The sequence below is a fragment of the Streptomyces qinglanensis genome (genome assembly GCF_900111245.1).
Classification (GTDB): domain Bacteria; phylum Actinomycetota; class Actinomycetes; order Streptomycetales; family Streptomycetaceae; genus Streptomyces; species Streptomyces qinglanensis.
Genome location: NZ_FOGO01000001.1, coordinates 427,165 through 453,201, shown reverse-complemented (window position 1 = coordinate 453,201; position 26,037 = coordinate 427,165). Strand labels below are relative to the sequence as shown.

The 26,037-nt window shown below is 73.9% G+C and carries 25 protein-coding genes and 1 riboswitch; of the genes, 15 read left to right on the top strand and 10 right to left on the bottom strand.

Features of this window, described 5'->3' with window-relative positions; all coding sequences use genetic code 11:
- Window positions 1–73 precede the first annotated feature (73 nt).
- The 3 genes from BMX65_RS01980 (at window position 74) to BMX65_RS01970 (ending at window position 2,649) form a co-directional block, all read left to right on the top strand.
- Entirely contained in the window at window positions 74–673 is a 600-nt protein-coding gene (locus BMX65_RS01980) for a DUF5304 family protein (RefSeq protein ID WP_239501782.1), read from the top strand.
- Between the two features lie 231 nt (window positions 674–904).
- On the top strand, window positions 905–1,846 hold the full coding sequence (locus BMX65_RS01975; protein ID WP_074998756.1) for an ROK family glucokinase: 942 nt from the start codon (window positions 905–907) through the stop codon (window positions 1,844–1,846).
- 20 nt (window positions 1,847–1,866) lie between these two features.
- On the top strand, window positions 1,867–2,649 hold the full coding sequence (locus BMX65_RS01970) for an endonuclease/exonuclease/phosphatase family protein (RefSeq protein ID WP_074998332.1): 783 nt from the start codon (window positions 1,867–1,869) through the stop codon (window positions 2,647–2,649).
- 12 nt (window positions 2,650–2,661) lie between these two features.
- Here the strand turns inward: BMX65_RS01970 and BMX65_RS01965 are convergent, their stop codons facing one another.
- Together BMX65_RS01965 and BMX65_RS01960 are read right to left on the bottom strand one after the other, a co-directional pair.
- The gene (locus BMX65_RS01965) at window positions 2,662–3,273 is read right to left on the bottom strand and encodes a hypothetical protein (protein ID WP_074998331.1); all 612 of its coding nucleotides are present in this window, start codon (window positions 3,271–3,273) and stop codon (window positions 2,662–2,664) included.
- Window positions 3,260–4,057 carry an alpha/beta hydrolase gene (locus tag BMX65_RS01960; protein ID WP_074998330.1) on the bottom strand — a complete coding sequence of 266 codons (798 nt, stop codon included), beginning with the start codon at window positions 4,055–4,057 and terminating at the stop codon, window positions 3,260–3,262. Before BMX65_RS01960 ends, BMX65_RS01965 begins: the two co-directional genes overlap by 14 nt.
- 343 nt (window positions 4,058–4,400) lie before the next feature.
- On the opposite strand from BMX65_RS01960, the gene BMX65_RS01955 reads away from it, so the two are divergent.
- From BMX65_RS01955 to BMX65_RS01940, 4 genes are all read left to right on the top strand, one after another.
- Window positions 4,401–5,198 (top strand): lysophospholipid acyltransferase family protein, encoded by a 798-nt coding sequence (locus BMX65_RS01955; RefSeq protein ID WP_074998329.1) that lies wholly within the window; start codon window positions 4,401–4,403, stop codon window positions 5,196–5,198.
- Window positions 5,199–5,465: 267 nt separating this feature from the next.
- A complete protein-coding gene (gene macS, locus BMX65_RS01950) occupies window positions 5,466–6,665 on the top strand; it encodes a MacS family sensor histidine kinase (protein ID WP_074998755.1) in 1,200 nt (399 codons plus the stop codon).
- A complete protein-coding gene (locus BMX65_RS01945; RefSeq protein ID WP_074998328.1) occupies window positions 6,655–7,353 on the top strand; it encodes a response regulator in 699 nt (232 codons plus the stop codon). The genes macS and BMX65_RS01945 overlap by 11 nt, the downstream gene beginning before the upstream one ends.
- Before the next feature lie 301 nt (window positions 7,354–7,654).
- The gene (locus BMX65_RS01940) at window positions 7,655–8,683 is read left to right on the top strand and encodes a 6-phosphofructokinase (RefSeq protein ID WP_074998327.1); all 1,029 of its coding nucleotides are present in this window, start codon (window positions 7,655–7,657) and stop codon (window positions 8,681–8,683) included.
- Window positions 8,684–8,782: 99 nt separating this feature from the next.
- Here the strand turns inward: BMX65_RS01940 and BMX65_RS01935 are convergent, their stop codons facing one another.
- Entirely contained in the window at window positions 8,783–10,762 is a 1,980-nt protein-coding gene (locus tag BMX65_RS01935; protein ID WP_177214171.1) for an anthranilate synthase family protein, read from the bottom strand.
- A 336-nt stretch (window positions 10,763–11,098) separates the two neighbouring features.
- On the opposite strand from BMX65_RS01935, the gene BMX65_RS01930 reads away from it, so the two are divergent.
- Complete coding sequence (locus BMX65_RS01930) at window positions 11,099–12,448, top strand: class II 3-deoxy-7-phosphoheptulonate synthase (protein ID WP_074998326.1); 1,350 nt, start codon at window positions 11,099–11,101, stop codon at window positions 12,446–12,448.
- Window positions 12,449–12,602: 154 nt separating this feature from the next.
- Window positions 12,603–12,887 carry a (2Fe-2S)-binding protein gene (locus BMX65_RS01925; protein ID WP_074998325.1) on the top strand — a complete coding sequence of 95 codons (285 nt, stop codon included), beginning with the start codon at window positions 12,603–12,605 and terminating at the stop codon, window positions 12,885–12,887.
- Between the two features lie 85 nt (window positions 12,888–12,972).
- Here BMX65_RS01925 and bfr read toward each other — a convergent pair whose 3' ends face one another.
- Entirely contained in the window at window positions 12,973–13,461 is a 489-nt protein-coding gene (gene bfr / locus BMX65_RS01920) for a bacterioferritin (RefSeq protein ID WP_074998324.1), read from the bottom strand.
- Between the two features lie 215 nt (window positions 13,462–13,676).
- On the opposite strand from bfr, the gene BMX65_RS01915 reads away from it, so the two are divergent.
- Window positions 13,677–14,300 carry a sulfite oxidase-like oxidoreductase gene (locus BMX65_RS01915; protein ID WP_074998323.1) on the top strand — a complete coding sequence of 208 codons (624 nt, stop codon included), beginning with the start codon at window positions 13,677–13,679 and terminating at the stop codon, window positions 14,298–14,300.
- Window positions 14,301–14,438: 138 nt separating this feature from the next.
- Here the strand turns inward: BMX65_RS01915 and BMX65_RS01910 are convergent, their stop codons facing one another.
- The 6 genes from BMX65_RS01910 to thiO all read right to left on the bottom strand — a co-directional run bounded on the left by BMX65_RS01910 (window position 14,439) and on the right by thiO (window position 21,126).
- Entirely contained in the window at window positions 14,439–15,317 is an 879-nt protein-coding gene (locus BMX65_RS01910) for a deoxyribonuclease IV (RefSeq protein ID WP_074998322.1), read from the bottom strand.
- A 5-nt stretch (window positions 15,318–15,322) separates the two neighbouring features.
- The gene (locus tag BMX65_RS01905) at window positions 15,323–16,105 is read right to left on the bottom strand and encodes a transglycosylase SLT domain-containing protein (protein ID WP_074998321.1); all 783 of its coding nucleotides are present in this window, start codon (window positions 16,103–16,105) and stop codon (window positions 15,323–15,325) included.
- 618 nt (window positions 16,106–16,723) lie between these two features.
- On the bottom strand, window positions 16,724–18,760 hold the full coding sequence (gene pknB, locus BMX65_RS01900; RefSeq protein ID WP_074998320.1) for a Stk1 family PASTA domain-containing Ser/Thr kinase: 2,037 nt from the start codon (window positions 18,758–18,760) through the stop codon (window positions 16,724–16,726).
- A gap of 136 nt (window positions 18,761–18,896) precedes the next feature.
- Window positions 18,897–19,694, bottom strand: a complete 798-nt coding sequence (locus BMX65_RS01895) for a thiazole synthase (RefSeq protein WP_074998319.1) — start codon at window positions 19,692–19,694, stop codon at window positions 18,897–18,899.
- A gap of 8 nt (window positions 19,695–19,702) precedes the next feature.
- Window positions 19,703–19,921: a sulfur carrier protein ThiS gene (thiS, locus tag BMX65_RS01890; protein WP_074998318.1), complete on the bottom strand. Its 219-nt coding sequence runs from the start codon at window positions 19,919–19,921 to the stop codon at window positions 19,703–19,705.
- Window positions 19,918–21,126: a glycine oxidase ThiO gene (gene thiO / locus BMX65_RS01885; protein WP_074998317.1), complete on the bottom strand. Its 1,209-nt coding sequence runs from the start codon at window positions 21,124–21,126 to the stop codon at window positions 19,918–19,920. Before thiO ends, thiS begins: the two co-directional genes overlap by 4 nt.
- Window positions 21,124–21,237: riboswitch (TPP riboswitch) on the bottom strand. Its footprint overlaps the gene before it by 3 nt.
- Window positions 21,238–21,363: 126 nt before the next feature.
- Here thiO and BMX65_RS01880 point away from each other — a divergent pair.
- The 5 genes from BMX65_RS01880 (at window position 21,364) to BMX65_RS01860 (ending at window position 26,024) form a co-directional block, all read left to right on the top strand.
- Window positions 21,364–22,641, top strand: coding sequence for an NAD(P)/FAD-dependent oxidoreductase (locus BMX65_RS01880; RefSeq protein ID WP_107437366.1), 1,278 nt, complete (start codon window positions 21,364–21,366; stop codon window positions 22,639–22,641).
- 33 nt (window positions 22,642–22,674) lie between these two features.
- On the top strand, window positions 22,675–23,049 hold the full coding sequence (locus BMX65_RS01875) for an Rv2175c family DNA-binding protein (RefSeq protein WP_019358771.1): 375 nt from the start codon (window positions 22,675–22,677) through the stop codon (window positions 23,047–23,049).
- A gap of 100 nt (window positions 23,050–23,149) precedes the next feature.
- On the top strand, window positions 23,150–23,884 hold the full coding sequence (gene thiE, locus BMX65_RS01870; RefSeq protein ID WP_074998316.1) for a thiamine phosphate synthase: 735 nt from the start codon (window positions 23,150–23,152) through the stop codon (window positions 23,882–23,884).
- A gap of 132 nt (window positions 23,885–24,016) precedes the next feature.
- A complete protein-coding gene (metF, locus tag BMX65_RS01865) occupies window positions 24,017–24,955 on the top strand; it encodes a methylenetetrahydrofolate reductase [NAD(P)H] (RefSeq protein ID WP_074998315.1) in 939 nt (312 codons plus the stop codon).
- Between the two features lie 46 nt (window positions 24,956–25,001).
- A complete protein-coding gene (locus tag BMX65_RS01860) occupies window positions 25,002–26,024 on the top strand; it encodes a hypothetical protein (protein WP_074998314.1) in 1,023 nt (340 codons plus the stop codon).
- The last annotated feature ends 13 nt before the right edge of the window (window positions 26,025–26,037 follow it).

The window sequence follows — 26,037 nt, the reverse complement described above, 5'->3', positions numbered from 1 at the left end:
GCGCGGGCCCGCGTCAGCCTCCGCCGCGCAACTCCGCGCACCGTCCGCCACCCGCCGCCCGTAGGAGCCCGCCATGAGCGATGAAGCCGAGCGCCCCGACGCCCCGGACCCCGACGCCTGGGCCACCGCGTGCGAGGAGGACCTGACCGCCGAGAAGGCGCGCCGCCGCGCCCGGTACGGCCCGCCGCCCACCAGCGCGGCCGAGGAACTGCGCAAGCTGGCGGACGCGGTCACCGAGAAGGTCGCCGAGTTCGGCAAGCCCCTGGCGGGCACGGTGGGAGCGGCTGCCGCGCAGGGTGTCGCACAGCAGTTGTTCAAGCAGGCCAAGGCGACCTTCGAACCGGTCGTCGAGCGCAATCCGCAGCTCTTCGACCACCTCGCGGCGGCCGGCGGGGAGCTGCTCGCCGCCTACCGCTCCCTGGTCCAGGAGTCCGAGCGCCGTTGGAGCGAGCCGCGGGACGCGAACGCGGCCGGCCCGGCCCCCGCGGGCGACCGGATCGACGTCGAGGAGGCCGCCGACCTCACCTGCGCCGCCGACCGCGACGCCCGGGTCGTCGAGGAGGTCGTCGTCGAGCCGGACCCGGACCCGGACCCGAAGCCGGACCCGAAGCCGGACCCGAATCCGGGCCCGGACTCCGACGCCGGGGGTCCGGGGGCGCGCGATACCGCCTGAGCGGTCACGACCGGCGCGGCCCCGGCCTCGGCGAGGGCATCCCGGCGGCCGACCGGCTCCGGCGGCCGTCGGCGCCCTCCGGTAGCTGACCGGACCCGGCAGGGTGCCCGGATTCGGCAGGCGACCTGCGCCCCGGCAGCCGCCCGGGACGTGCCGGACCGTGCCCGGTGGGCCGGTGTGCTCCGGTACGGTTGGCTGCGGCGGGGATCACATCGGATGACCGAGGGACACATGGGACTCACAATCGGGGTCGACATCGGCGGCACCAAGATCGCGGCTGGCGTTGTGGACGAGAAAGGCACGATCCTCGAGACCAGCAAGGTGCCCACACCCGACACCCCCGAGGCCGTGATCGACGCCATCGCGGACGCCGTCCGCCAGGCCAGCGCCCAGCACCAGGTGGAGGCCGTCGGGATCGGCGCCCCCGGGTACGTGGACGACAAGCGCGCCACCGTGCTGTTCACCCCCAACCTGAGCTGGCGTCACGAGCCGCTCAAGGACAAGGTCGAGCAGCGCATCGACCTGCCCGTCGTGATCGAGAACGACGCCAACGCCGCGGCCTGGGGCGAGTACAAGTTCGGCGTCGGCACCGGCCACGAGGACGTCGTCTGCATCACGATCGGCACCGGCCTGGGCGGCGGCACCATCATCGGCGGCAAACTGCACCGCGGACGGTACGGAGTGGCCGCCGAGTTCGGCCACATCCGGATGGTCCCCGACGGACTGCTGTGCGGCTGCGGCAACCAGGGCTGCTGGGAGCAGTACGCCTCCGGGCGCGCGCTGCTGCGCTATGCCCGGCAGCGCGCCACCGCGACCCCGGACAACGCCGAGATCCTGCTGGGGCTGGGCGACGGCACCACCGAGGGCATCCAGGGCAAGCACGTGAGCCAGGCGGCCCGGCAGGGCGACCCGGTCGCCATCGACTCCTTCCGCGAGCTCGCCCGCTGGGTGGGCGCCGGGCTCGCCGACCTCGCCTCCCTCTTCGACCCGGGCGCCTTCATCGTCGGCGGCGGCGTCTCCGACGAGGGCGAACTGGTCCTCGACCCGATCCGCAAGTCCTACCGGCGCTGGCTCGTCGGCAGCCGCTGGCGCCCGCACGCCGATGTGCTCGCCGCCCAACTGGGCAACAAGGCGGGCCTGGTGGGCGTCGCGGACCTCGCCCGCCAGGGCTGACCGGACCGGGGGCCGCGCCGATGACGGGGCACACCACCGGGGCGCGGCCCGTGCGGGCCGCGGAACTGCCGCACTCCCGCACGGAGCCCGACGGCGCGGCCGTCGTCCGCCTGCTCAGCTACAACATCCGCTCCTTGCGCGACGATCCGGAGGCGCTCGTCCGGGTCGTCCGGGCCTGCGCCCCGGACGTCGTGTGCGTGCAGGAGGCGCCGCGCTTCTTCCGCTGGCGCAAGCGCGCGGCCTGGCTGGCCCGCCGCACCGGCCTCACCTATGTGACCGGCGGTGCGACGGCTGCCGGACCGCTGGTCCTCGCCTCGCTGCGGGCCCATGTGGAGCACACCGAGGACGTGCTGCTGCCGCGTACGCCCGGGCTGCACCGGCGCGGGTTCGCCCTCGCCCGGCTGCGGTTGGGCCCCGCAGCGCGGCTGGGCGTGGTCAGCTTCCACCTGAGTCTGCAGGCCCGCGAACGGCGGGAGCAGGCCCGCGCGCTGCTGGAGCGGACCGCCGCGCTGGGCCCGGCCGTGGTGGCCGCCGGGGACGTCAACGAGCGAGCGGGCGGCCCGACGTTCGCGCTGCTCGGTGCGGGGCTGCGGGACGCCTGGGACGCGGCGCCCTGGAGCGCGGAGCACACCTCGCCTGCCGCCGCGCCGCGGCAGCGCATCGACGCCGTCTTCGCGGGGGAGCGGGTCGAGGTGCTGGGCGCGGGCGTGCCCCGCGGGCTGCCGGGGGTGGCGGAGGGCGATCTGGCCGCCGCCACCGACCACCTCCCGGTGCTGGCGGCCCTGCGCGTCCCCGCGGGGTGAGCCGGGCCCCGGTCAGACCACCGCGCCGCGGCCCGGGTCGTCCGGATCGTCGTCCCGGCCGTCCCGCAGCCGGGTCACCAGGGTGGCGAACCCGCCCAGGAAGCCGCCCACCCCCAGCGTGACGATCCACCACGTCAGATCGGCCTGCAGCAGCACGGCGCCGATCAGCAGCAGCGGTCCGCCCAGCGCGGCGACCCAGGCGAACTTGGTGGTGGTGTCCGTCTCGGGCAGCGGCGGCGGCTCCGGCGGCTCGAAGTGCCCCTCGCCGTCCTCGTCCCCTGTGCCGTCCTCCGGCGGGGCGGGCTGCCAGTCGCGCGGCCCGGTTCCGGCCGCGTAGACGGTGAAGCTGCGCGCCGGGGGTTCCGCGTCGGGAGCGGGCCGGGGCTTGGCGAGCATGTCGCCGTCCGGCTCCCCGGCGCCGTCCCGGTCCTCCTCCCGGTCTCCGTCCGGGCCGCGGTTCCCGGACGCGCCGTCCGCCGTGTCCGCCGCGGGTTCCTCGCCGTACGCGGCGACGATCGCGGCCCAGGCCGCCTCCTCCTCGGGGGGCAGGGACGACCCGCCGCGCGACCCGGACCCGCCCCGGGACTCGTGCGGCTCCTCCTCGTCCGGGTCACGCGCTGTCACGGGCGCTCCGTGCCGTGCTGAGCGGCGCGTCCTCGGCGGCGGTGAGCCGGTCGATGAAGCCGCGGCTGTCGGCGAAGATCTGCTCGGCGTCGTGGTCGAGGGTGGCGACGTGGAAGCTGTGCTCCAGCACGGTCTCGGTCACGTCGGTGGAGGAGACCCGGCTCAGGACGAGCGCGGAGTCGGTGGGCGGCACCACATGGTCCGTCCTGCTGTGCAGCAGCAGGAGCGGCTGCGTCACCTTCGGCAGGTCGTTCCGGACGACGCGGACCAGGTCGCGCATCGCGTACGCGGCCCGGGTGGGCACCCGGTCGTAGCCCACCTCGTGCCGGCCGCCCTTGGCGATGTCGTCCGCGATGCCCGGCGCCGAGCGGATCAGGAAGCGGCCCACGGACAGCGCGTACCCCTGCATCCGCGGGAACGTCGAGGCCGGGTTGACCAGGACGATCCCCTGCACCGCCGCTCCGTGCCGGGCGGCCAGCCGCAGCGCCAGCGAACCCCCCATCGACAGGCCGCAGACGAAGACCCGGTCGCACCGGTCGCGCAGCAGCCGCAGCTCCCGGTCCACGGTCGCGTACCAGTCCTCCCAGCCCGTCATCGCCAGCTCCTCCCAGCGGGTGCCGTGGCCGGGGAGCAGGGGCAGGGAGACGGTCAGGCCGTGCCCGGCCAGGTCCTCGGCCCAGGGGCGCAGCGACTGCGGGGACCCGGTGAAGCCGTGGCAGAGCAGCACGCCGGTCGACGAACCGTCGTGGCGGAAGGGCTCGGCTCCGGGGAGGATGGGCGGCACGGTGGGCCTCCAGAGGCTCAGCTGTCGGAACTCGGCAAGGAGTGCTGCCACCCTAATTCGTCGCCGGGTACTCCGGCAGTGTCCAGGGGGCCCGCAGGAGTACAGCGGCCGGTCCCGGTCCCGGCTGCAGCGCCCGCGGCGGCAGCCCGTCCCCGCGCGGCGGCCGGGCCGGGCGGAGTCCTGCTGGCCGGAGTCCTGCTGGGGCGGCGGAGTGCTGCCAGGCGGTGCCTCACCGGGTAAGCCCGGCTCCCCCCTCCCCCCCCCGCGGCCCGGTACGGGCGGCCGGGTTCCCGGAGCACCGGGGCGGGATAGGGTCGGTGCGGTCCCACCAAGGAGGTCGAGGTTGTTCTACAGCGCGATGAAGCTGTCGGTCGGCAGCTCGCTGAAGCTCGCGTTCCGGCCCTGGGTGGAGGGCCTGGAGAACGTGCCCGCCGAGGGGCCCGCCATCCTGGCGAGCAACCACCTCTCCTTCTCCGACTCCTTCTTCCTGCCCGCCGTCCTGGACCGGAAGGTCACCTTCATCGCGAAGGCCGAGTACTTCACCTCACCCGGGGTCAAGGGCAAGCTGACGGCGGCGTTCTTCAAGGGCGTCGGCCAGCTCCCGGTGGACCGCTCCGGCGTCCGCGGGGCGGGCGAGGCGGCGATCCGCAGCGGGCTGGAGGTGCTGGAGCGCGGCGAGCTGTTCGGGATCTACCCCGAGGGCACCCGCTCGCCCGACGGCCGCCTCTACCGCGGCAAGCCCGGCGGTCTGGCGCGGGTCGCGCTGCGCTCGGGTGCGCCGGTGCTCCCGGTGGCGATGATCGACACGGAGAAGATCCAGCCGCCCGGCAAGGTCGTACCCAAGCTGATGCGCCCCGGCATCCGGATCGGTGAGCCGCTGGACTTCAGCCGGTACCAGGGCATGGACAACGACCGGTTCATCCAGCGCGCGGTCACCGACGAGGTGATGTACGCGATCCTGAAGCTCTCCGGGCAGGAGTACGTGGACATCTACGCCACGGCGGCCAAGCGCCAACTGGCCGAGGCGGCCAAGGCGGAGAAGGCGGAGAAGGCGGAGAAGGCCGCCGAGGCCGCGCGCAAGGAGCGGCCGGAGCAGGGGCAGGCCGGTCAGGACCGGGCCGGGGGCGGCCGGGCGGCCTAGGGCCTTCCCGCTCGGACGGACCGGGGCCCGACCGTCGGACGGACCGGGAACCGGCCGACCGGACGGACCAGGGGCCGGCCGTCCGGACGGGGCCGGGCCGCGTGGCGGGACCCGAGAGCCCGGCGCGTCGCGGTCGAGGTCGCCGGGGGCTCGTGAGTCCGGCGCGTTCCGGGCGGGGCCCTGTCCCGGTCGGGGCGGGGAGTGCGGAGCGACCGCGGCGGAGCTGTTCCGCCGCGGAGAGAGGGGGCGGGCGTGGCGGTGCGCACGATGTCCGTCGAGCAGCCGCTGTGGCGGGCGTTGACGGGCTACCGGATCCTTGCCGTGCTCTACGCCGCCGGTGTCTTCGCCTGGAGCTACCCGGAGTACAGCACGCCGCTCCCGGGCGTGCTCTTCCTGCTGCTGCTCGGCGGCTGGACGTTCGCCACCCTGCGCAAGCTCGGCTCGGCCGACCGCTGCACGCTGCCGTTCCTGGTCACGGACATCGTGCTGGGTCTCGCCGGGATCCTCCTGACGCCCGTGGTGGACGGACACCACCAGGTGGGCCCGACCCTGCCGTCCATCTGGGTTGCGGGTCCCGTCCTCGCCTTCGCGCTCAAGGGCGGCTGGCGCTGGGCCGCGGGCGCCTCGGTGCTGGTCGGAGCCGCCAACGTCGTCGAACGCGGCATGATCACCCGCTCCACCTTCCACAACGTGCTGCTCGTCTGCGTGGCGAGCGTCGCCATCGGCTACGTCATCGAGGTGGCCCGCGCCAGCGAGCGCACCCTGGCGCGGGCGCTCCGGATAGAGGCGGCGACCCGCGAGCGGGAGCGGCTGGCCCGGGACATCCACGACAGCGTCCTGCAGGTGCTGGCCATGGTGCAGCGCAGGGGCACGGCCCTGGGCGGGGAGGCGGCGGAACTCGGCCGGATGGCGGGCGAGCAGGAGGTCGCACTCCGCGCCCTGGTCTCCAGCGGGGTCGTGCCCGAACCGGGACGTGCCTCCGCCCCGGAGCCCGGTGCCGTGCCCGGCCCGCGGGGCGCTGCCGGCCGGGGCCCGGATGCCGGGGGCGGCTCGGGGACCGCTGCCCGGACCGCACCGTGCGACGTACGCGCGCTGCTCTCCTCGTACGCGGGGGCCCGGGTCACGTTCGCCGAGCCCGGTGCGCCGGTGCTGCTGCCCGGCCGCACGGCCGCGGAGCTGGCGGCTGCCGTCGCCGCCGCGCTGGACAACGTGGACCAGCACGCCGGGGACGGGGCGCACGCCTGGATCCTGCTGGAGGACGAGCCGGATGCGGTGATCGTGTCCGTGCGGGACGACGGTCCCGGCATCCCCGCGGGACGGCTGGCGGCCGCCGAGGCCGAGGGGCGGATGGGCGTCGAGCTGTCCATCCGGGGAAGGCTGCGGGAGCTGGGCGGCACCGCCGAGCTGGTGTCGGTGCCCGGGCAGGGGACGGAAGTGGAGATGAGGGTTCCCAAGGATGGCAACTGAGGAGCGGTGGACCGGGCCGGACGGCGGCGCGGCACCCGTCAAGGTGATGGTCGTCGACGACCACCCGATGTGGCGCGAGGCCGTCGCCCGGGACCTGGCCGAGGCCGGGTTCGAGGTCGTCGCCACGGCGGGCGACGGCGAGCAGGCGGTCCGCAGGGCCCGCGCCGCCGCGCCCGACGTCCTGGTACTGGACCTGAACCTGCCGGACAAGCCCGGAGTGGAGGTCTGCCGCGAACTGGTCGGCCCCGGGGCCGCACCGCGGGTGCTCGTGCTGTCGGCCAGCGGCGAGCACTCCGACGTGCTGGAGGCCGTCAAGTCCGGCGCCACGGGCTATCTGGTCAAATCCGCCGGCCCGCAGGAGCTGCTGGACGCGGTGCGCCGCACGGCGCTGGGCGATCCGGTCTTCACCCCGGGGCTCGCCGGACTGGTGCTGGGCGAGTACCGCAGGCTGGCCGCCGACCCGGCCCCGGCCGCCGAGCAGGGCCCGGACGTGCCGAAGCTGACCGACCGGGAGACGGAGGTGCTGCGGCTGGTCGCCAAGGGACTGGGCTACAAGCAGATCGCCGAGCGGCTCGTCATCTCGCACCGCACCGTGCAGAACCATGTCCAGAACACCCTGGGCAAACTGCAGTTGCACAACCGGGTGGAGCTCGTGCGGTACGCGATCGAGCGCGGTCTGGACGACTGAGGCGCCGCCCTGGTCCGGAGGCAGGGGTGCGCGGCCGTGGCGCTGCGGTGCCGCGGCCCCCGCGGCCCCCCGCGAAGGGGTGCGCGCGCCCGGTGGCGCGCACCGCCGTGCGGCTGACGCGGGAGTCCGCGGACGTCTGTCCTTCGTACGAGTGATGGCCTGGGGCTCAAATCCCGCATCTCCCAACGAAAACCCCCCGCACGCCGCATCCCGTGTGACGTGGATCACCGCTAGCGTGACGGGCGTTGCGCCGTTCTCACGGCGCGCGTCCAGGTGCGTCCACGCGGAGAAGGGAGATCCCATGCGGGTCGGAGTGCTGACCGGCGGCGGCGACTGCCCCGGTCTCAATGCGGTCATGCGGGCCGTGGTCCGTAAGGGAGTCCAGGAGTACGGCTACGACTTCACCGGGTTCCGCGACGGCTGGCGCGGACCGCTGGAGGGGGAGACGGTCCGGCTGGACATCCCGGCGGTGCGCGGCATGCTGCCGCGCGGCGGCACCATCCTCGGCTCCTCGCGCACCAACCCCTTCAAGGAGGAGGACGGCGTCCGGCGCATCCGGGAGAACCTCGCCAAGTACGAGGTCGACGCGCTGATCGCGATCGGCGGCGAGGACACCCTGGGCGTGGCGGCCCGGTTGACCGGCGAGCACGGCATCCGCTGCGTCGGCGTACCCAAGACGATCGACAACGATCTGTCCGCCACCGACTACACCTTCGGCTTCAACACCGCCGTCACGGTCGCCACCGAGGCCATCGACCGGCTGCACACCACCGCCGAGTCCCATATGCGGGTGCTGGTGGTGGAGGTCATGGGGCGGCACGCGGGCTGGATCGCGCTGCACTCGGGACTGGCGGGCGGCGCCAACTGCATCCTCATTCCCGAGCAGCGCTTCGACACCGCGCAGGTCTGCGGGTGGGTCACCTCCCGCTTCAAGGCCAGCTACGCGCCGATCGTCGTCGTGGCGGAGGGCGCGATGCCCCAGGGAGGCGAGATGGTCCTCAAGGACGGGTCGACGGACTCCTTCGGGCATGTGCGGCTCTCGGGCGTGGGCGAGTGGCTGGCCAAGGAGATCGAGTCCCGCACCGGCAAGGAGGCCCGCACCACGGTGCTCGGGCACATCCAGCGGGGCGGCACCCCCACGCCGTACGACCGCTGGCTGGCCACCCGCTTCGGCCTGCACGCCATCGACGCGGTACGCGACGAGGAGTGGGGCAGCATGGTCGCGCTGCGCGGCACCGACATCGTCCGCGTCCCGCTCGCGCAGGCGACCGAGAAGCTGAAGACGGTCGACCCGGCGCTCTACGAGGAGGCGGGCGTCTTCTTCGGCTGACGGCGGCGGGCGGTGCTCCGCGCCCGGCGGCCGGGCGCGGTCCGGAGCGGCTCGGGCCGGGGAAGGAGCCCCCTTCCCCGGCCCCGGCAGGCCCGGCGGTCAGTCCGCGGTCCGTGCCGCGGTCCGTGCCGCAGCGCGCTCCGCGTCGGACGCGGCCAGCAGCCGCGCCGCCACCGCCGCGCCGTCCAGCGTCAGCACCGATTCCGGGTGGAACTGCACCCCGGCGAAGCCGGGCCCGCGCAGCGCGTGGACCTCGCCGCTGAGCGGATCACGGCTCAGCTCGACGCCGTGCAGCGCCAGCTCGGCGGCGGCCTCCTCGTCGCAGCGGGCGGTGTAGGAGTTGTAGAAGCCGACCGTCTCCCGCCGCCCGAACAGATCGATCACCTCTTGTGCGCCCTGGTGCGGGCGCTGCTTGCGGACCAGGTCCAGGCCCAGCTCGGCGGCGAGCAGCTCGTGCCCGAGGCAGACGCCCAGCAGCGTCTGCCGCCGGGCGCGCACCAGATCGGCGGCCAGCGCGCGCAGCAGCCGCATCTTCGGGTCCGTCGCGTCGCGCGGATCGCCGGGGCCCGGTCCCAGTACGACGGGTCCCTCGTGCCGCAGCGCCGCCCGGTGCAGCCCCGGCTCGTCGTAGCGGTGCACCCGCACCCGGTGTCCGGTCGCGCCCAGCAGGTGCGCCAGCATCGCGGTGAAGGTGTCCTCGCCGTCGACGACCAGCACCGGCGCCGCCCCGCTCCGCGCGTGCGGCCCCACCCGCATCCGCAGCCAGAAGGGTGCGAGCCCGGAGCGCCGCTCCGCCAGCGCGGCCTGCACCCGGGGGTCGTCCGCGAGCTGCGGGCGCGGGCCGCCGGGCGCACCGGCCGGTGCCCCGCGCACGCCCAGTGCGGTGAGCACTCCCGCGGCCTTGGCGTGCGTCTCCGCCACTTCGCCGGCCGGGTCGGAGGCGCGCACGAGCGTGGCGCCCACCGGCACCCGGAGCCGTCCGGAGCGGGGGTCGATGTCCGCGGTGCGGATGAGGATGGGGGAGTCCAGCGTCTGGGCGCCGCCCTCGTCGTGGCCGAGCAGGGCGAGTGCCCCCGCGTAGTAGCCGCGCCCGCCCCTCTCGTACCGTCCGACGACCCGGCAGGCGTTCTCCACCGGGGAGCCGGTCACCGTGGCGGCGAACATCGTCTCGCGCAGCACCTCGCGCACGTCCAGTGTGCTGCGGCCGCGCAGCTCGTACTCGGTGTGCGCGAGATGGGCCATCTCCCGCAGCCGCGGTCCGACGACGACGCCTCCCTCGTCGCCGACGGTGCACATCATCTTCAGCTCCTCGTCGACGACCATGGAGAGCTCCTCGCTCTCCTTGCGGTCGGCCAGGAAGTCCAGCAGCCCCGCCGCGTCCGGGCCCTGCTCCGGATAGCGGTAGGTGCCGCTGATGGGGTTCATCACGACGGTCCCGCCGCTCATCCGCACATGCACCTCCGGGCTGGCGCCCACCAGCACCCGGTCGCCGGTGTGCACGACGAAGGTCCAGTAGGCGCCCTGCTCGCCGCGGAGCAGCCGGCCGAAGAGGGCGAGCGCGTCGGCGCGGGAGAAGCCGGGGACGTGTGCCTCGTAGTCCCGGCGGATCACGAAATTGGCGCCCTCACCGGCGCCGATCTCGTCGGCGACGACCCGGCGGACGATCTCCTCGTAGGCGTCGTCCGCCACGTCGAAGGCGCCCTGCTCGACCCGTACGCGGTGGTCGGGCAGCGCGGCGAGGGTGTCGGCCCGGGGCAGCTCGTGGCGCTCCTCGGGCAGCAGCACGGACAGCGGGGTGCCGTCGTCGCGGACGTCGAACCCCCGCTCGCGGATCTGCCGGAAGGGCACGAGCGCCAGCGCGCCGGCGCGATCCGCCGGGGGCACCGGCAGGTCGGCCAGCCGCGCCGGGTGCTGCACACTCCCGATGAGCACCTCGACGAGGTCGGCGTCCCGGCCGGGGGCGCGCCTGCGCAGCAGCGCGAACGGCGGCGCGTCGTCCCGGGTCAGCCGTGCGACGAGGGCGGCGGGTGAAGCGGCGGCGGGTGGGGAGGCGGGTGCGGGTGCAGCGGCGGCTTGCATGCGGAGTCCCTTCGCGAGTACGGAGGAACGGCCGCGGACATGCGAAAGGCCGCCCCTCGGGCGGCCTGGCACGTGGCTGAGCTCTCAGTGCATACGCGCGTCGTGGCGGGCCGCCGTGCGGGCGGGCCACCACCAGTTCATGGTCGACAGCGCGTGCATGCCGGACACCCTAGCGGACCCGGCCGCGGCGCGGGGCCTCCGCGGGGCTCCCCGGGACGGCACCGGCAACGGGCGGCAGCACCTGCCTGTGACCGCGGTCTCGCCGGAGCTGTGATCGCGGTCTCGGATGGCGGGCAGCCGGACGGAGTGCGTGCGAAACCCCGTAACCTTGGGTCCGTGACTGTGAACGCCCACTCCGACGCCGGTGCCCAGACCTGGCGAGACCTCCCTGCAGCACAGCAGCCCGACTGGCCGGACCACGAGGCGCTGCGTACGGTTCTGGCCGAGCTCGAGTCCTATCCGCCGCTCGTCTTCGCGGGCGAGTGCGACCAGTTGCGGGAGCGGCTGGGCTCGGTCGCGCGCGGTGAGGCGTTCCTGCTCCAGGGCGGCGACTGCGCCGAGGCGTTCGACCAGGTCAGCGCCGAGCACATCCGCAACAAGCTCAAGACGCTGCTGCAGATGGGCGCGGTGCTCACGTACGCGGGCTCGGTGCCGGTCGTCAAGGTCGGCCGGATCGCCGGCCAGTACAGCAAGCCCCGCTCCAAGCCGACCGAGACCCGGGACGGGGTGACGCTGCCCACCTACCGGGGCGACTCGGTCAACGGCTTCGAGTTCACCGCGGAGGCGCGCAGGCCGGACCCGGAGCGGCTGAAGCGGATGTACCACGCCTCGTCCGCCACGCTGAACCTGGTCCGCGCCTTCACCACCGGCGGCTACGCCGATCTGCGCCAGGTGCACGCCTGGAACCAGGACTTCGTCAAGTCCAGCCCGTCCGGGCAGCGCTACGAGGCCCTGGCCCGCGAGATCGACCAGGCGATGAAGTTCATGCACGCCTGCGGCACGGACCCCGAAGAGCTGAAGACGGTCGAGTTCTACTCCTCGCACGAGGCGCTGCTGCTCGACTACGAGTCGGCCCTCACCCGGGTCGACTCGCGCAGCGGCGATCTCTACGACGTGTCCGGGCACATGGTCTGGATCGGGGAGCGCACCCGGCAGCTCGACGGCGCCCACATCGAGTTCGCCTCCCGGGTGCGCAACCCGGTCGGGGTGAAGCTCGGGCCGACGACGACCTCCGAGGAAGCACTCGCGCTCATCGAGCGGCTGGACCCGGACCGCGAGCCGGGCCGGCTCACCTTCATCACCCGGATGGGGGCCGACAAGATCCGCGACCGGCTGCCCGAGCTGGTGGAGAAGGTGACCGCCTCCGGCGCCACGGTCGCCTGGGTCTGCGATCCGATGCACGGCAACACCTTCGAGGCGGCCAGCGGCCACAAGACGCGCCGCTTCGACGACGTGCTGGACGAGGTGAAGGGCTTCTTCGAGGTCCACAAGGGCCTGGGCACCCACCCGGGTGGCATCCACATGGAGCTGACCGGCGACGACGTCACCGAGTGCGTGGGCGGCGGCGACGAGATCTTCGTCGACGACCTGCACCAGCGCTACGAGACGGCCTGCGACCCGCGGCTCAACCGCAGCCAGTCCCTCGACCTGGCCTTCCTGGTCGCGGAGATGTACCGCGACCAGTGAGCTGCGCGGTAGCGGGTGAGCCGCTCCGCGCCCCACCGCTGGGGCCCGCGTCCAGTGTGACGCGGGCCCCAGCGGTGTATGTGGACACACCCGGACGGGTAAGGTTAGGTTAACCTCAGCAGTGCTTGACCGATCCGAGGCGGAGGTGACCCGCGTGTACGTCTGCTCGTGCTTCGGTATCACCGAAGAGCAGGTGCAACAGCACGCGGCAGCGGGGGCGTGCACCCCGCGCCAGATCGCTTCCGCCAGCAAGGCGGGTACGGACTGCGGCTCCTGCGTGCGCCGCATCCAGGGCATCCTGGGGCGCGGCGCGTGCCCCCGCAGGGCCGCGCCGGACCGCGGCGAGGCGCCCCTCGTCACCCGCGCGGCGCCGACGGGCGCCGCGGAACCGGCCGGGATCGCCGTCCCGGAACCGGCGGCCGCGGCGCACGCGGCCTGAACGGGGACGCCCACACGCACGCCGCAGCTCGCCCGGCAGGTCGCCGCCGCCCGGCCCCGTCGGCCGGGTGTCCGCTCCGGTCTTCTCAGGTCTCGTCCGCGGCCTTCTGCTCGATCTGCTGAGCGAGGTACAGCGGCTCGCCCAGCTTCTCGATCAGGTCGAGCTGGGTGTCCAGGTAGTCGATGTGGTGCTCCTCGTCCGCGAGGATGTCCTCGAAGATGTTGGCCGAGGTGATGTCGCCCTTGTTCCGCATCAGGTCGATGCCGCGCTTGAGCCGGTCGATCGCCTCCACCTCGACCTGCCGGTCCGCCCGGAACATCTCCGTCACGGTCTGGCCGACCCGCACATGGAAGAGCCGCTGGTAGTTCGGCAGGCCCTCCAGGAACAGGATGCGGTCGGTGAGCCGCTCCGCGTGCCGCATCTCGTCGAAGGACTCGGAGCGGGTGTACTCGGCGAGTTTCGTCCAGCCGAGGTGCTCCTGCATCTTCGCGTGCAGGAAGTACTGGTTGATGGCGGTGAGCTCGGCGGTGAGCTGCTCGTTGAGGAACTCGATGACCTCGGGGTCGCCCTGCATGGTGGCGGGCTCCTTCCAGGGGCATGGCGCGGGTACCGGGCAGAACGCGCGTGGCGCGCAATCGCGCATCCTGTCACCGCCCACCGGCCGGGTCCAGTAAGTGAAGGCTTACCGGATGTGCCCGTATTTGCGGAGGTGAGCTGCGACGACGAGCGGCGGGCCACCCGCCAGGGGGTTGGTCGAGACCATGGCCCGGGGTCTGTCACCATGGGGGCATGGGTCAGCCGCAAAGCCGCGAAGGGGAGCAACCGGAGCTTCCGCCCGGGCAGCGGCTCCAGCGCGGATGGCCGGTGACGCACTACGGCCCGGTACCGAAGTTCCGGCGGGAGCGCTGGGAGTTCCGGGTCTTCGGGGCCACGGCGGACGGCGAGAAGCACTGCTGGGACCACGAGCAGTTCTCCGCGCTCCCGTACCGCACCGTCGTCGCCGATCTGCACTGCGTCGCGAAGTTCAGCATGCTGGGCGCCGAGTGGGGCGGGGTGCTCGCGCGCAGCATCCTCGAGCTGGCCCCGCCCGCGCCCGACGCCACGCATGTGATGGTCTGGGCGGAGTACGGCTTCAGCGCCAATGTACGGCTGTCGGACTTCACCTCCGCGAAGACAATCTTCGCGACGCACCGCGCCGGTGAGCTGCTGACGGCCGAGCACGGCTTCCCGGTCCGGCTCGTCGTGCCCCACCTGTACGCCTGGAAGGGCCCCAAGTGGGTCCGCGGCATCGAGTACATGACGGCGGACCGCCGCGGCTTCTGGGAGGAGCGCGGCTACCACAACATCGGGGACCCCTGGCGGGAGCAGCGTTACTCGTACCAGGAGGAGCCGGGGGACGGCCCCGAGCTCTGAGCCGGGTGGCCCCCGGGCCGCCGGCGCCGCGGTCCCGGGTTCCGGGCCGGGGCCGGGCGCGCCGCCGGAGGACTCAGGGCCCCGTTCCGGGCGCGCCCTGCTCCGGGAGGAGCCCGGGAGGCCGTCCCGGCAGCCGGGTCACGCCTCTCTGAGCTTCTTCAGCAGCGCCACGTCCCCCGCGTGTCCCGCCTTGCCGCCCGGTGTCTCGATCACCAGCGGCACGCCCGCGGTCAGCGGATGGGCCAGCAGCTCGGCGAACGGGCCGGTCCCGATGTGGCCGGCACCGATGTTCGCGTGCCGGTCCTTGCACGCGCCCGCCACGTCCTGGGAGTCGTTGGCGTGGATCAGCCGCAGCCGTCCGGGGCCGGTGACCGACTCCAGTTCGCGGAGTGCGCCTTCCACCCCGCCGGGGGCGGCCAGGTCGTCCCCGGCGGCGAAGGCATGGCAGGTGTCCAGGCAGACGCCGAGCTTGGGGTGGTGCTCCAGCGCCTCGAAGTACGGGCCGAGTTCGTGTACCCGGGAGCAGAGGGACGCGCCCTGCCCGGCTGTCGGCTCCAGCAGCAGCCACGGGTCGTCCTCGTGGGTCAGCTCCTCCAGCAGCGGCATCATCAGCGCACGCGCCTGGGCGAGCGCGGTCGCCCGGGCGCGTCCTCCGGTGGCGGAGCCGGTGTGGACGACGACGCCCAGCGCGCCGATGTCGCGCCCGCGCCGCAGCGAATGCCGCAGCGAGTGGACGGACTTGGCCGCGGTGTCCTCGTTGTGCGAGCCGAAATTGATGAGATAGGGAGCGTGGACATAAACCGGAAGTCCACGCGCTGCGCAGGCGGTGCGGAATGCGTCGTCCTGTTCCGCATTTCCCGTGGGCGTCGCCCAGCCGCGCGGATTCGTGACGAAAACCTGAAGCGTCTCGGCTTCGATGTCGGCGGCGTAGGAAAGGCCAGTGGCGGCCAGGCCCCCGGCTACGGGGACATGGCCGCCAATGGGATTGCGCAGGTGGTGCGTCTCGTTCGTGGTCACGCCACTCAGTATGCCGAGTTGACGTTGTCCATCGAACCGTACCGGTCGGCCGCGTAGTTGCAGGCGGCGACGATGTTCGCGACCGGGTCGTACTGGTCCCAGGCGGTGCCCTCGACGTGGTAGGTGTCGAAGGTGGGCTTGATCACCTGGAGCAGGCCCTTGGAGGGCACGCCGTTCTGGGCGTTGATGTCCCAGTTGTTGATGGCGCGGGGGTCACCGGCGGACTCGCGGATGATGTTGCGCTTGATGCCCTCGTAGGAGCCGGGGATGCCGTGCTTGGCCATGATGGCGCGGGCCTCGCGGATCCAGCCGTCCAGGTTGTCCGGGTAGCTGGGCGCGGCGGCGCGCTTGGAGCGGTCGGCCGCGGCCTTGGCGGCGCGCTCCTTGGCCGCCGCTGCCTCGGCCTTCTTCTCGGCCGCGGCCTTGGCGGCACGCTTCTCGGCATCGGCCTTGATCGCGGCGGCCGCCTCGTCGGTGCTGGTGAAGCTCTTGGCGGTGCTGGCGGCGTTCTTCACGCTCGCCACCTGCTGGGTCTCGGCGGGCGCCGGGGCCATCGAGTGCTGCTGGGCGGTGAGGTCCTTGCCCTGGGCGGGCAGCACCGAGGAGTCGGAGCTGAAGGCGACGCTGTCGGCCTGGACCTTCTTCGCCGTGGCCTGGCCGGCGTCGCCGTGGTGCGCGGTGCCGGGGAGGACCGTGAGGGCCAGGGCCGCGGCACCCGCTGTGCCGATTCCTATGGTCGAGATCTTCTTGGCCTTGGGGCTGAGACTGAGGCTGGAGATGCTGGGCATGAGGAAGTGCGGAACCTTTCATCGCTGGCGTCGTCGCAGTGGCGGAGAGCCGGGGAGACGCGCCGAGTGCTGATTCGGCGCCGTGCGACGACCGCAATTGTTAAAGGGCCCGTTCTGCGGAATCAAAGGTGTGACGTACTATCCGGATTCGTGGCGGGGGGTGGCCGGCGGGCGGGTATTCCGGAGTCGCATTCCAGGTCACGTCGCGGATTTCTCTCCACTAGACGTGTTCGTAGGTGACGTGCGTCCTATGGGTGGGGTCACACGCCCTCAAGTCCCCTGGTACACCCCGTGACGGGATATGCGCGCCAAGTCGGACATAATGCGCCGGGGTGTGGCGGGTCGGTCACCCGGAGAGCTGCCGGGGCAGCCCCCGGGTGCGGCCCTGCGCGGAGCCGCCGGGTGCCGGGCCGGCTGCCGGACTCCCGGCGGACCGGGGGCCGTCCGCGGAGCCCCCGAGGCTGTGAAGACCCGAGCCGGTCGCGGAGAAGAACTGCCGGGGCCGGAGGAGGAGCCGCGAGGCCCCGAGGACTCCGCGAAGGCCCCGACAGGGACCGACGGCAGCACGCGGGAGCCGCGACAGCCCTGGCACGGGCCCGGGCCGCGCCCGGCGCGGGCTCAGCGCAGCCAGATGGTGATCGACGACCCGCGGGGCGCCTTCTTGCCGCCGTCGGGGGACTGGTTGAAGACGGTGTCCCCGAAGAAGATGCGGCGCACCGTCACCTCGAAGCCCGCGCCCTCCAGCTTCTCGGTGGCCTCGTCCTCGCTGCTGCCCTCCACGTCCGGCACCTCGATCAGGTCCGGGCCCTTGGAGACCGTCAGCGTCACCGTGTCGCCCTCGGCGGCCCGCGCGCCGTCGGTCGGCGACTGGCGGGCGATGCTGCCCTTGTCGTGCTCGGAGTGGACGCGCTCGGTGGCGATCCGGACCTTCAGGCCCGCGTCCTCCAGCTTCTCGGCCGCGTCGCTCCGCTTGTCGCCGACCACATCGGGCACCTCCACCGGCGCACCCTTGGAGACCGTGAGGGCCACCGCGGCACCCGGCCTGCGCTTGCTGCCCGCCTCGGGGTCGGTGGCGAGCACGGAGCCCCGCGCGGTCTTCTCGTCGAACCGCCGCTCGACCGTCCCGGGCTCCAGCCCGGCGTCCTTGAGCTTGCGGCGGGCGTCCGACAGCGGGGTGTCCTTGAGATCGGGCACCTTCACCACGTGCGGGCCGCGCGAGACGGTCAGCGTGACCGTACCGGTCTTGCGGACCCGCTCACCAGGCTCCGGGTCGGTGCCGATGACATGGCCGCGCTCGACCCGCTCGCTGAAGTCCTCCTTCACCTGCACGTCCAGTCCCGCCTCCGAGAGCGTCTTGGTCGCCTCGGCGCGGGTCTCGTCCAGCACCGCGGGGGTCCGCACGAACTGCCCGGAGTTGACGTACCAGATGCCCGTGCCGACCAGCGCCACCAGCAGCAGGGCCAGGGTCACCAGTACCCAGCGCGGCTGCACCCTCCGCCGCCGTCCTCCGGAACCCGCGTCGGAGCCGCCCGGCGGGTCGGCCGGCGGCGGCGACAGCAGCGCTGTGCGGTTGAGATCCGCGTCCGGGGCCGGACCGGCGGCGGAACCCCCCGCGGGGCGGGGGATCACATACGTGTCGGCCTCGGTTCCGGCGGTGGCGTGCGCCGCCGCCGCGGCGATGTCTCCGGAGATCCCCGAGACCCCCGAGCGCCGCGCCGCGTCCTCGGCCGGGCCGGTGCCGCCTTGCGTGGCCTGCGGCGGGACCGCGTCCAGCTCCTCGTCGGCGAGCTCCGCGCGGACCGTGCGGGCCCGCGCCAGCAGGGCGACCGCGTCCTCGGGGCGCTGCTCGGGCGTGCGCGCCGTCGCCAGCGCCACCAGGCCGTCCAGAGCCGCCGCCATCCCCGGCACCGTGGCCGAAGGAGCCGGCATGTCCTTGTTCAGGTGCTGGTAGAGCACCTGCGCAGGCGAGCCGCCGGAGTGCGGCTTGCTGCCGGTGAGCATCTCGTAGAGCATCACGCCGCACGCGTACAGGTCCGTGCGCGGCGTGGCCGTACCGTCCTCGATCTGCTCGGGCGCCAGATAGGAGACCGTGCCCAGGATCGAGTCCGTCGTCGCGGAGGTCTGGCTGTCCACCGCCCGCACCAGGCCGAAGTCGGCGACCTTCACCCGGCCGTCGTCCCCTATCAGCACGTTCTCCGGCTTCACGTCCCGGTGCACGAGACCGGCCCGGTGCGCCGCGCCCAGCGCCGCCAGGACCGGCTCCAGGACGTCGAGTGCCGCGCGGGGGCGCAGGGCGCCGCGGTCCCGCAGCACGTCGCGGAGCGTGCAGCCCTCCACGTACTCCATCGCCAGATAGACGTAGGTGCCGTCGGTGCCCTGGTCGAAGACCCCGACCACGTTGGCGTGCGCCAGCCGGGCCGCGGACTTGGCCTCCCTGATGAAGCGGGTCACGAACGTCTCGTCCGCGGAGAGGGAGGTGTGCATCACCTTCAGGGCCAGCACGCGGTCCAGGCGGGTGTCCACCGCGCGGTAGACGGTCGCCATGCCGCCGATGGCTACCCGCGCGTCGACGCGGTACCGGCCGTCGAGCACCTGTCCGACCAACGGGTCTCCTCGTCCGTAGGCAGGCGACGGGTCCTGGAGGGTGGTGTCCATTGCGCCGAGTTTACGAGGGCGGTCTGGTGGCGGGGCCGCGTGGTTGCGGGTTGCCGCTGTTCTGGGGCCGAACGGTGACACTCCGTGGTGCCTGACCGAGGGGTGGGGCGGCGCCGCCGGGGGCGGCGTCGGCCCCTCAGCCGAAGGCCGGGCGCTCCGGGTCCAGCGCCGCGACGCCCTCGGTGGGCGACGACGCCTCGGCGAAGTGGCGGCGCGGGATGCGGCCGGCGCGGTGGGCGAGCCGCCCCGCCTCGACCGCGTGCCGCATGCCCTCCGCCATCAGCACCGGTTCCTGGGCCCGGGTCACCGCCGAGGCCAGCATCACCGCGGCGCACCCCAGCTCCATGGCCAGTGCCGCGTCCGATGCCGTGCCGGCCCCCGCGTCCAGGATCACCGGCACCCCCGCGCGCTCGGTGATGAGCTGGAAGTTGTGCGGGTTGCGGATGCCCAGTCCGGAGCCGATGGGGGAGCCGAGCGGCATGATCGCCGCGCAGCCCGCCTCCTCCAGCTTCCGCGCCAGCACCGGGTCGTCGTTGGTGTACGGCAGCACCGTGAAGCCGTCGTCCACCAGCGTCTCGGCGGCGTCCAGCAACTCGACCGGGTCCGGCAGCAGGGTGCGCTCGTCGGCGATGACCTCCAGCTTCACCCAGTCGGTGCCCAGCGCCTCGCGCGCGAGCCGTGCGGTGAGCACCGCCTCTCCCGCCGTGTAGCACCCGGCGGTGTTCGGCAGCACCCGGATGCCGTGCCTGTTCAGCACCGACAGCACGGAGCCGCTCACCGAGGGGTCCAGCCGCCGCATCGCGACCGTCGTCAGCTCGGTGCCGGAGGCCAGCAGGGCCCGTTCCAGGACGTCCAGGCTCGGCGCGCCCCCGGTGCCCATGATCAGCCGGGAGGTGAAGGCGGTGTCGCCGATGGTCAGCGGGTCGTCGGCCATGGTCCGGCTCAGCCTCCTTGGACTGCGGTGAGGATCTCGACGCGGTCGCCCTCGCCGAGCGGGGTCTGAGCCCAGCGGCCCCGGGGGACCACGTCCTCGTTGAGCGCCGCGGCCACCCCGCCGGGCGCGGTGGTGAAATCGGCCACGAGCCGGTCGAGGGTGAGCCCCGCGGCCACTCGGCGCGGCTCGCCGTTGACCGAGAGGGTCGTCGTCGCGGTGGAGGTCATGCGGGCTGCTCCTGGGTCTCGCGGGGGTCTGCGGAGGTGAAGCGCTGCGGTGCGAAGGGCCGGGCCGGTGCGGGCAGCTCGCCGGTGGCCAGCAGCTCGGCGAGCACGTCGCCGGTGACGGGGGTGAGCAGGACGCCGTGCCGGAAGTGGCCGGTGGCCAGGTGGAGCCCGGGCAGCGCGGTGGGCCCCAGCAGCGGCGCGTTGTCGGGGGAGCCGGGGCGCAGCCCGGCGCGGGTCTCGGCCAGCGGCAGCTCGGTGACGCCGGGCACCAGCTCGTGCGCGTCCCGCAGCAGCTCGTAGACCCCGCCCGCGGTGACGGTGGTGTCCCAGCCCAGTTCCTCGCTGGTGGCGCCGACCACCAGCTCGCCGTCCGCGCGCGGCACCAGGTAGAGGGCGCCGCCGCGGACCACCGCGCGGACCGTGCGGGAGAGAAAAGGGCCGGCCGCGCCGCCGGGCATCCGCAGCCGCAGCACCTGCCCCTTCACCGGGCGCACCGGGGGCGCCACCGACGGGGGGAGGCCCTCCAGGGCGCCGCTGCGGGCGCCCAGCGCGAGTACCGTCTGGTCCGCGCGCAGCTCGGTGCCGTCCGCCAGCGCCGCCCCCGCTGCGCGGTCCCGCGAGTGCAGGAGCCGCACCGCGCGGGAGCGCCGGAAGGCGACTCCCGCGCGCTCGCAGGCGCGCAACAGCGCCGCGGCCAGTCGCCGGGGGTCGATCTGGTGGTCGCCGTCCACCCGGGCACCGCCGCGCACCGAGGGCGCCAGCATCGGCTCCAGGCGGCGGCACTCGCGGCCGGTCAGCCACTGTGACTCCAGCCCGCACCGCCGCTGGAGCGCGTGCAGTTCGCGCAGGTGGGCGCGGTCGTCTGCGTCGAGCGCGACCGCGAGGGTGCCGCAGGCCCGGTAGCCGGTCTCCAGGCCGGAGGCGTCCTCCAGCTCGGCGACGAACTCCGGGTAGCGCGCCGCCGAGGCGAGGTTGAGATCCAGCAGCGTCTCCTCGCCGTAGTGCAGTTCGGTGACGGCCGCCAGCATGCCCGCCGCCACCCGTGCGGCGCCGCCGCCCGGTTCGGGGTCGGCCACGGTGACCGCCAGGCCGCGCTGCGCGGCCCGCCAGGCCGTCACCAGGCCGATCAGGCCGCCGCCGAGGACGAGCACGTCGGGGCCCGCCGCGTGGGTACCGGTGCGTGTGCCGCTTCCTGTGCCGCGCATGGCGCTGCTGCTGCTCCCTTCGCCGGAATGACCCGGATCAGGTTCGGACGGTCGGAGGCCGCCGCAGCCTCCCTCTCAGCCCGGTGCGTCCGGGCTCCCGCGTATGTCGTGACTACCGCGGCCCACCCTACTGCGGTGCCCGCGGGGCCGGTAAGGCCCGCCGGGGCCGTCGGGCCCCGGCCCGCGGCGGGGGCGGCCCTACGACCGCGACCGGGCACCGTCTCCGTCCGGTGGCCGATGGCCGCCGGCGCCGACCGGCATACAGTGAGCGATGTGAGCGACAGTCAGAAACAGCAGCGGGTCGTGGTCGTGGGCACCGGCATGGCGGGCGTGCAGACCGCCGTGCAGCTCCGCGAACAGGGCTGGCCCGGCTCCGTGCGGCTCCTCGGGGCCGAACCGCACCCGCCCTACGACCGGCCCCCGCTCTCCAAGGCCGTCCTGCTGGGCAGGGGCGAGGAGGCGGAGGTGCCGCTCTTCGACATCGACTTCGCGGCGCTGGGGATCGAGCTGGAGCTGGGCCGGACCGCCACCGGGCTGCGCCCCGGCGAGCGGCTGCTGGTCACCGACGCGGGGCCGGTCCACTACGACCGCCTGGTCCTGGCGACCGGCGCCGAGCCCCGCACCCTGCCCGGCAGCGAGGGGGTGCCCGGCGTCCACGTGCTGCGCACCCTGGACGACGCGCGGCGGCTGCGGCCGGTGCTGGCGGCCCGCGGCAGGGTCGTGGTGGTCGGCGCCGGCTGGATCGGCGCGGAATTCGCGACGGTCGCCCGCGAGTGGGGCTGCGAGGTCACCGTGGTGGAGGCCGCCGCCGCACCGCTGCCGGGCGCCCTGCCGGCCGAGGTCTCCGCACCGATGCGGGCCTGGTACGCGGAGGCCGGGGCGACGCTGCGCACCGGGGCCGCCGTCGCGGCGGTCGAGCGCGGCGGGGTGCTGCTCGCCGACGGGACGCGGCTGCCGGCGGACGCGGTCCTGGTCGGGATCGGGGCCCGCCCCGCCACCGGCTGGCTGGCGGGCTCCGGGGTGGAGCTCGGGCCGGACGGCTCCGTGCTGGCCGACGCGCGGCTGCGCAGCTCGGCCCCCGACTGCTACGCGGTGGGGGACTGCGCCTCCTTCCCCTCGGCCCGCTACGGCGAGCGGCTGCTGATCCACCACTGGGACAACGCGCTCCAGGGCCCCCGCACGGTTGCGGCGAACCTGCTCGCCGAGGGGCACGCCGACGGCGAGCCGGAGAGCGTCGGCTACGATCCGGTGCCCTATTTCTGGTCCGAGCAGTTCGGCCGCTTCGTGCAGTACGTCGGCCATCACTCTCCCGGCGACGAGCTGGTGTGGCGCGGTTCGCCGCAGGACCCCGCCTGGAGCGTCTGCTGGCTGCGCGGCGAGCGGCCGACCGCGCTGCTGGCCGTCGGCCGTCCGCGCGATCTCGCGCAGGGCCGGAAGCTGATCCAGCAGGGCACGGCCGTGGACCGGACCCTGCTGGGCGACGCGGCCGTGGCCCTGAAGAAGGCCGCGCGGTAGTGACCACCGGTTTCGGATGGCAGTCTGGAACCCGTGACCGAGATTGACGCAAAGACCGACGCACTCGTCCCCGCCTGGCTCGCCCTCCCCGACGTCGCCGAGATGCTCGGCGTCGAGGTGACCCGGGTGCGGCAGCTCGTGAAGGAAGGCCAACTGCTCGCGGTGCGGCGGGAGGCGGAGTCCGGGAACCGGGTGCTGCAGGTTCCGGCCGCCTTCGTCGGCGAGGGCCGGATCGTGAAGGGCCTGGCGGGCACCATCACCCTCCTGCGGGACGACGGCTTCAGCGACGAAGAGATGCTCGAATGGCTCTTCACCGAGGACGAGTCGCTGCCCGGCTCGCCGGTGACGGCGCTGCGGGAGAACCGGGGCACCGAGGTCAAGCGCCGGGCGCAGGCGCTCGCCGTCTGACCCCGCCGCCCGCGGCGGCGCACCAGTACACCGACAGCACCGGGTGCGTGGATCCTCCGGGGTCCACGCACCCCCTTCCTGGGGGGAACCGAACTCCGCCATGTCCCGTACGTCCCGCAGCACCCTCACCCCGCCCGCGTCCCCGGGGCCCGCTCCCGCCCGCGAGCGGCTCGCGGAGGCGCGGCTCTACCTGTGCACCGACGCGCGCACGGTGCAGGGCGACCTGCCCGCGTTCCTGGACGCGGTCCTGGCGGGCGGTGTGGACATCGTCCAGCTCCGGGACAAGCGGCTGGAGGCGGCCGAGGAGCTGGCGCAGCTCGACGTGCTCGCCGCGGCCTGCCGCCGGCACGGGGCCCTGCTGGCCGTGAACGACCGTGCGGACGTGGCACACGCCGCCGCCTCCGAGGTGCTCCATCTCGGCCAGGGCGACCTTCCGGTCCCCGCGGCCCGCGCCCTGCTCGGCGACGAGGTGCTGATCGGCCGCTCCACGCACAGTCCGGCGGAGGCGGACGCGGCGCTGGTCGAGCCGGGCGTCGACTACTTCTGCACCGGGCCGTGCTGGCCGACCCCCACCAAGCCGGGCCGTCCCGCACCGGGGCTGGATCTCGTCCGTCACACCGCCGCCCGTACCGCCGCAGATCCGACGTCTCGGCCGTGGTTCGCCATCGGCGGCATCGATGCGGGCAATCTCGACCAGGTGCTGGACGCCGGGGCCCGCCGGGTGGTGGTGGTCCGTGCGCTCACCGAGGCCGATGATCCCGGGGCCGCGGCCGCCTCGCTGGCCACGCGGCTGCGGGAGGCGGCCGCGGCCGATCCCCGTCCCCCGGCGCCGTGACCGCACCGGCCGCTTAGCACGGGGGGCGGGACCGTCCAACAGGTGGACCTCGGCCATCCGGGAAACGGGCATATCGTCCCATAATGCCCCGGTGTCGAGCCGCTCTGCAGGCCAGGCCGCTAGCCTGCAGACATGGCCATCGGTATCTCAGCTCCCAGGACAGACCGTCCGCCGACTGTGCGTGATCTGCTCGCGAGCGGAGAGCAGTCCTTCTCCTTCGAGTTCTTCGCGCCGAAGACCGCGAAAGGGGAGCGGACGCTGTGGGACGCGCTGCGACGCATCGAGGCGGCGTCCCCGACCTTCGTGTCCGTCACCTACGGCGCGGGCGGTTCCTCACGTGAGGGCACGGTCCGCAACACCGAGCGCATCGCCAACGAGACCACGCTGACCCCCGTCGCACACCTCACGGCGGTCAGCCACTCGCGGGCGGAGCTGCGCAACGTCATCGGGCAGTACGCCGACGCGGGCATCCGCAACGTGCTCGCACTGCGCGGCGATCCGCCCGGCGATCCGCTGGGGGAGTGGGTCAAGCACCCCGAGGGGATCGACTACGCCTCCGAACTCGTCGAACTGATCAAGGAGTCCGGCGACTTCTGCGTCGGTGTCGCGGCCTTCCCCGAGATGCACCCGCGCTCCACCGACTGGGACAGCGACATCCGGCATTTCGTGAACAAGTGCAAGGCCGGTGCCGACTACGCGATCACCCAGATGTTCTTCCAGGCGGAGGACTATCTCCGGCTGCGGGACAGGGTCGCCGCCGCGGGCTGCAGCACGCCCATCATCCCGGAGATCATGCCGGTCACGAGCGTGCAGCAGATCGAGCGGTTCGCGCAGCTCAGCAACGCCACGCTGCCGGCCGGGATGATCGAGCGGCTGCACGCCGTCCAGGACGATCCGGCGGCGGTACGCTCGGTCGGGATCGAGTACGCCACGGACTTGTGTGCGAGGCTGCTCGCCGAGGGCGTTCCGGGGCTGCACTTCATCACGCTCAACCACTCCACGGCGACGCTGGAGATCCACCAGAATCTCGGTCTCCGGGAGAGGGCTACCCTGGGCCTTCGCAAGGCTTGAGCCACGGATCCGCCCAAGGGGCGGCGGGAGCGGAAGAGGGGCGTAGATGGGCTGGACGGTCCTCTATATCGCGTTCGGCATCGTTGCGCTGTGGCTGCTGGGCGAGGTGCTGCTCCAGTACAAGGCCCGGCTGCGCTGGCGGTTGCTGGCCTTCACCGGCTTCCTCGGCGTGGTGGCGGGGACGGCGCTGCCGTCGGTCGTCGTGATCGGCCTCGGCATCGCGGCCTTCGCCGTCGGCCAGACCTTCGTCACGCTCTCGGTACGGAGCGGGTTCACCGCCGGGTGGGCACTCGGCGGTGGCCCCGGCTCCAGCCGGCGCCGCCGCGGCGCGTCCCCCGGTCCGGACACCGCCTCGCTGGAGGTCTCCGACCTGCGCACCCACGACCCCGCCGACACCCCGGCCGCGGGCACCGTCCCGGTGCCCGACCCGGTCGACGACTATGGCCAGCAGGGCTACGGCCAGCAGGAGCCCGCCGGCTGGGGCGGCGAGGACGGCGATCCGGGCGGCCAGGAGACCGGCTACGGCTACCCGGGCCACGACACCTACGGCCCCTACGGTCCCTACGGGGGCTACGGCTACGGCGACTACGAGGAGGAGACCTCGGTCTTCGCCCCGGCATCCGACCAGCCTCCGCTGCACGGGGACGGCGGGCACGGCCAGTACGGCGGATACGAGCAGTACCCCGGCCAGGACCACACCCCGGTCGGCGGGGCCGCCGGATACGAGCACCACGCCGGGTACGAGCCCAGCGCCGGATACCAGGACCAGACCGGCTACCAGCAGTACCCGGACCCGTACGCGGGCTACGGCAACCAGTACGGCGACGGATACGGCTATCCGCAGCAGCCCTACCAGCCCCAGGTGCCCGAGACGCCGCCGGGCGGGGTCTGGGTCCCCCAGCAGCGCGAGGGCGGCGCACCGCTGCCCCCGGCGGAGCCGCAGCCCTACGGCTACGACCCGTACGCCGACCCCGACGCGTACGCCGACCCCGACGCCCAGCAGCCCCAGCCGTACCCGCAGCAGGCCCCGCAGTATCCGCAGGACTACTACGGCAGCGGCCCGTACTGAGCCCCGGCCGCCC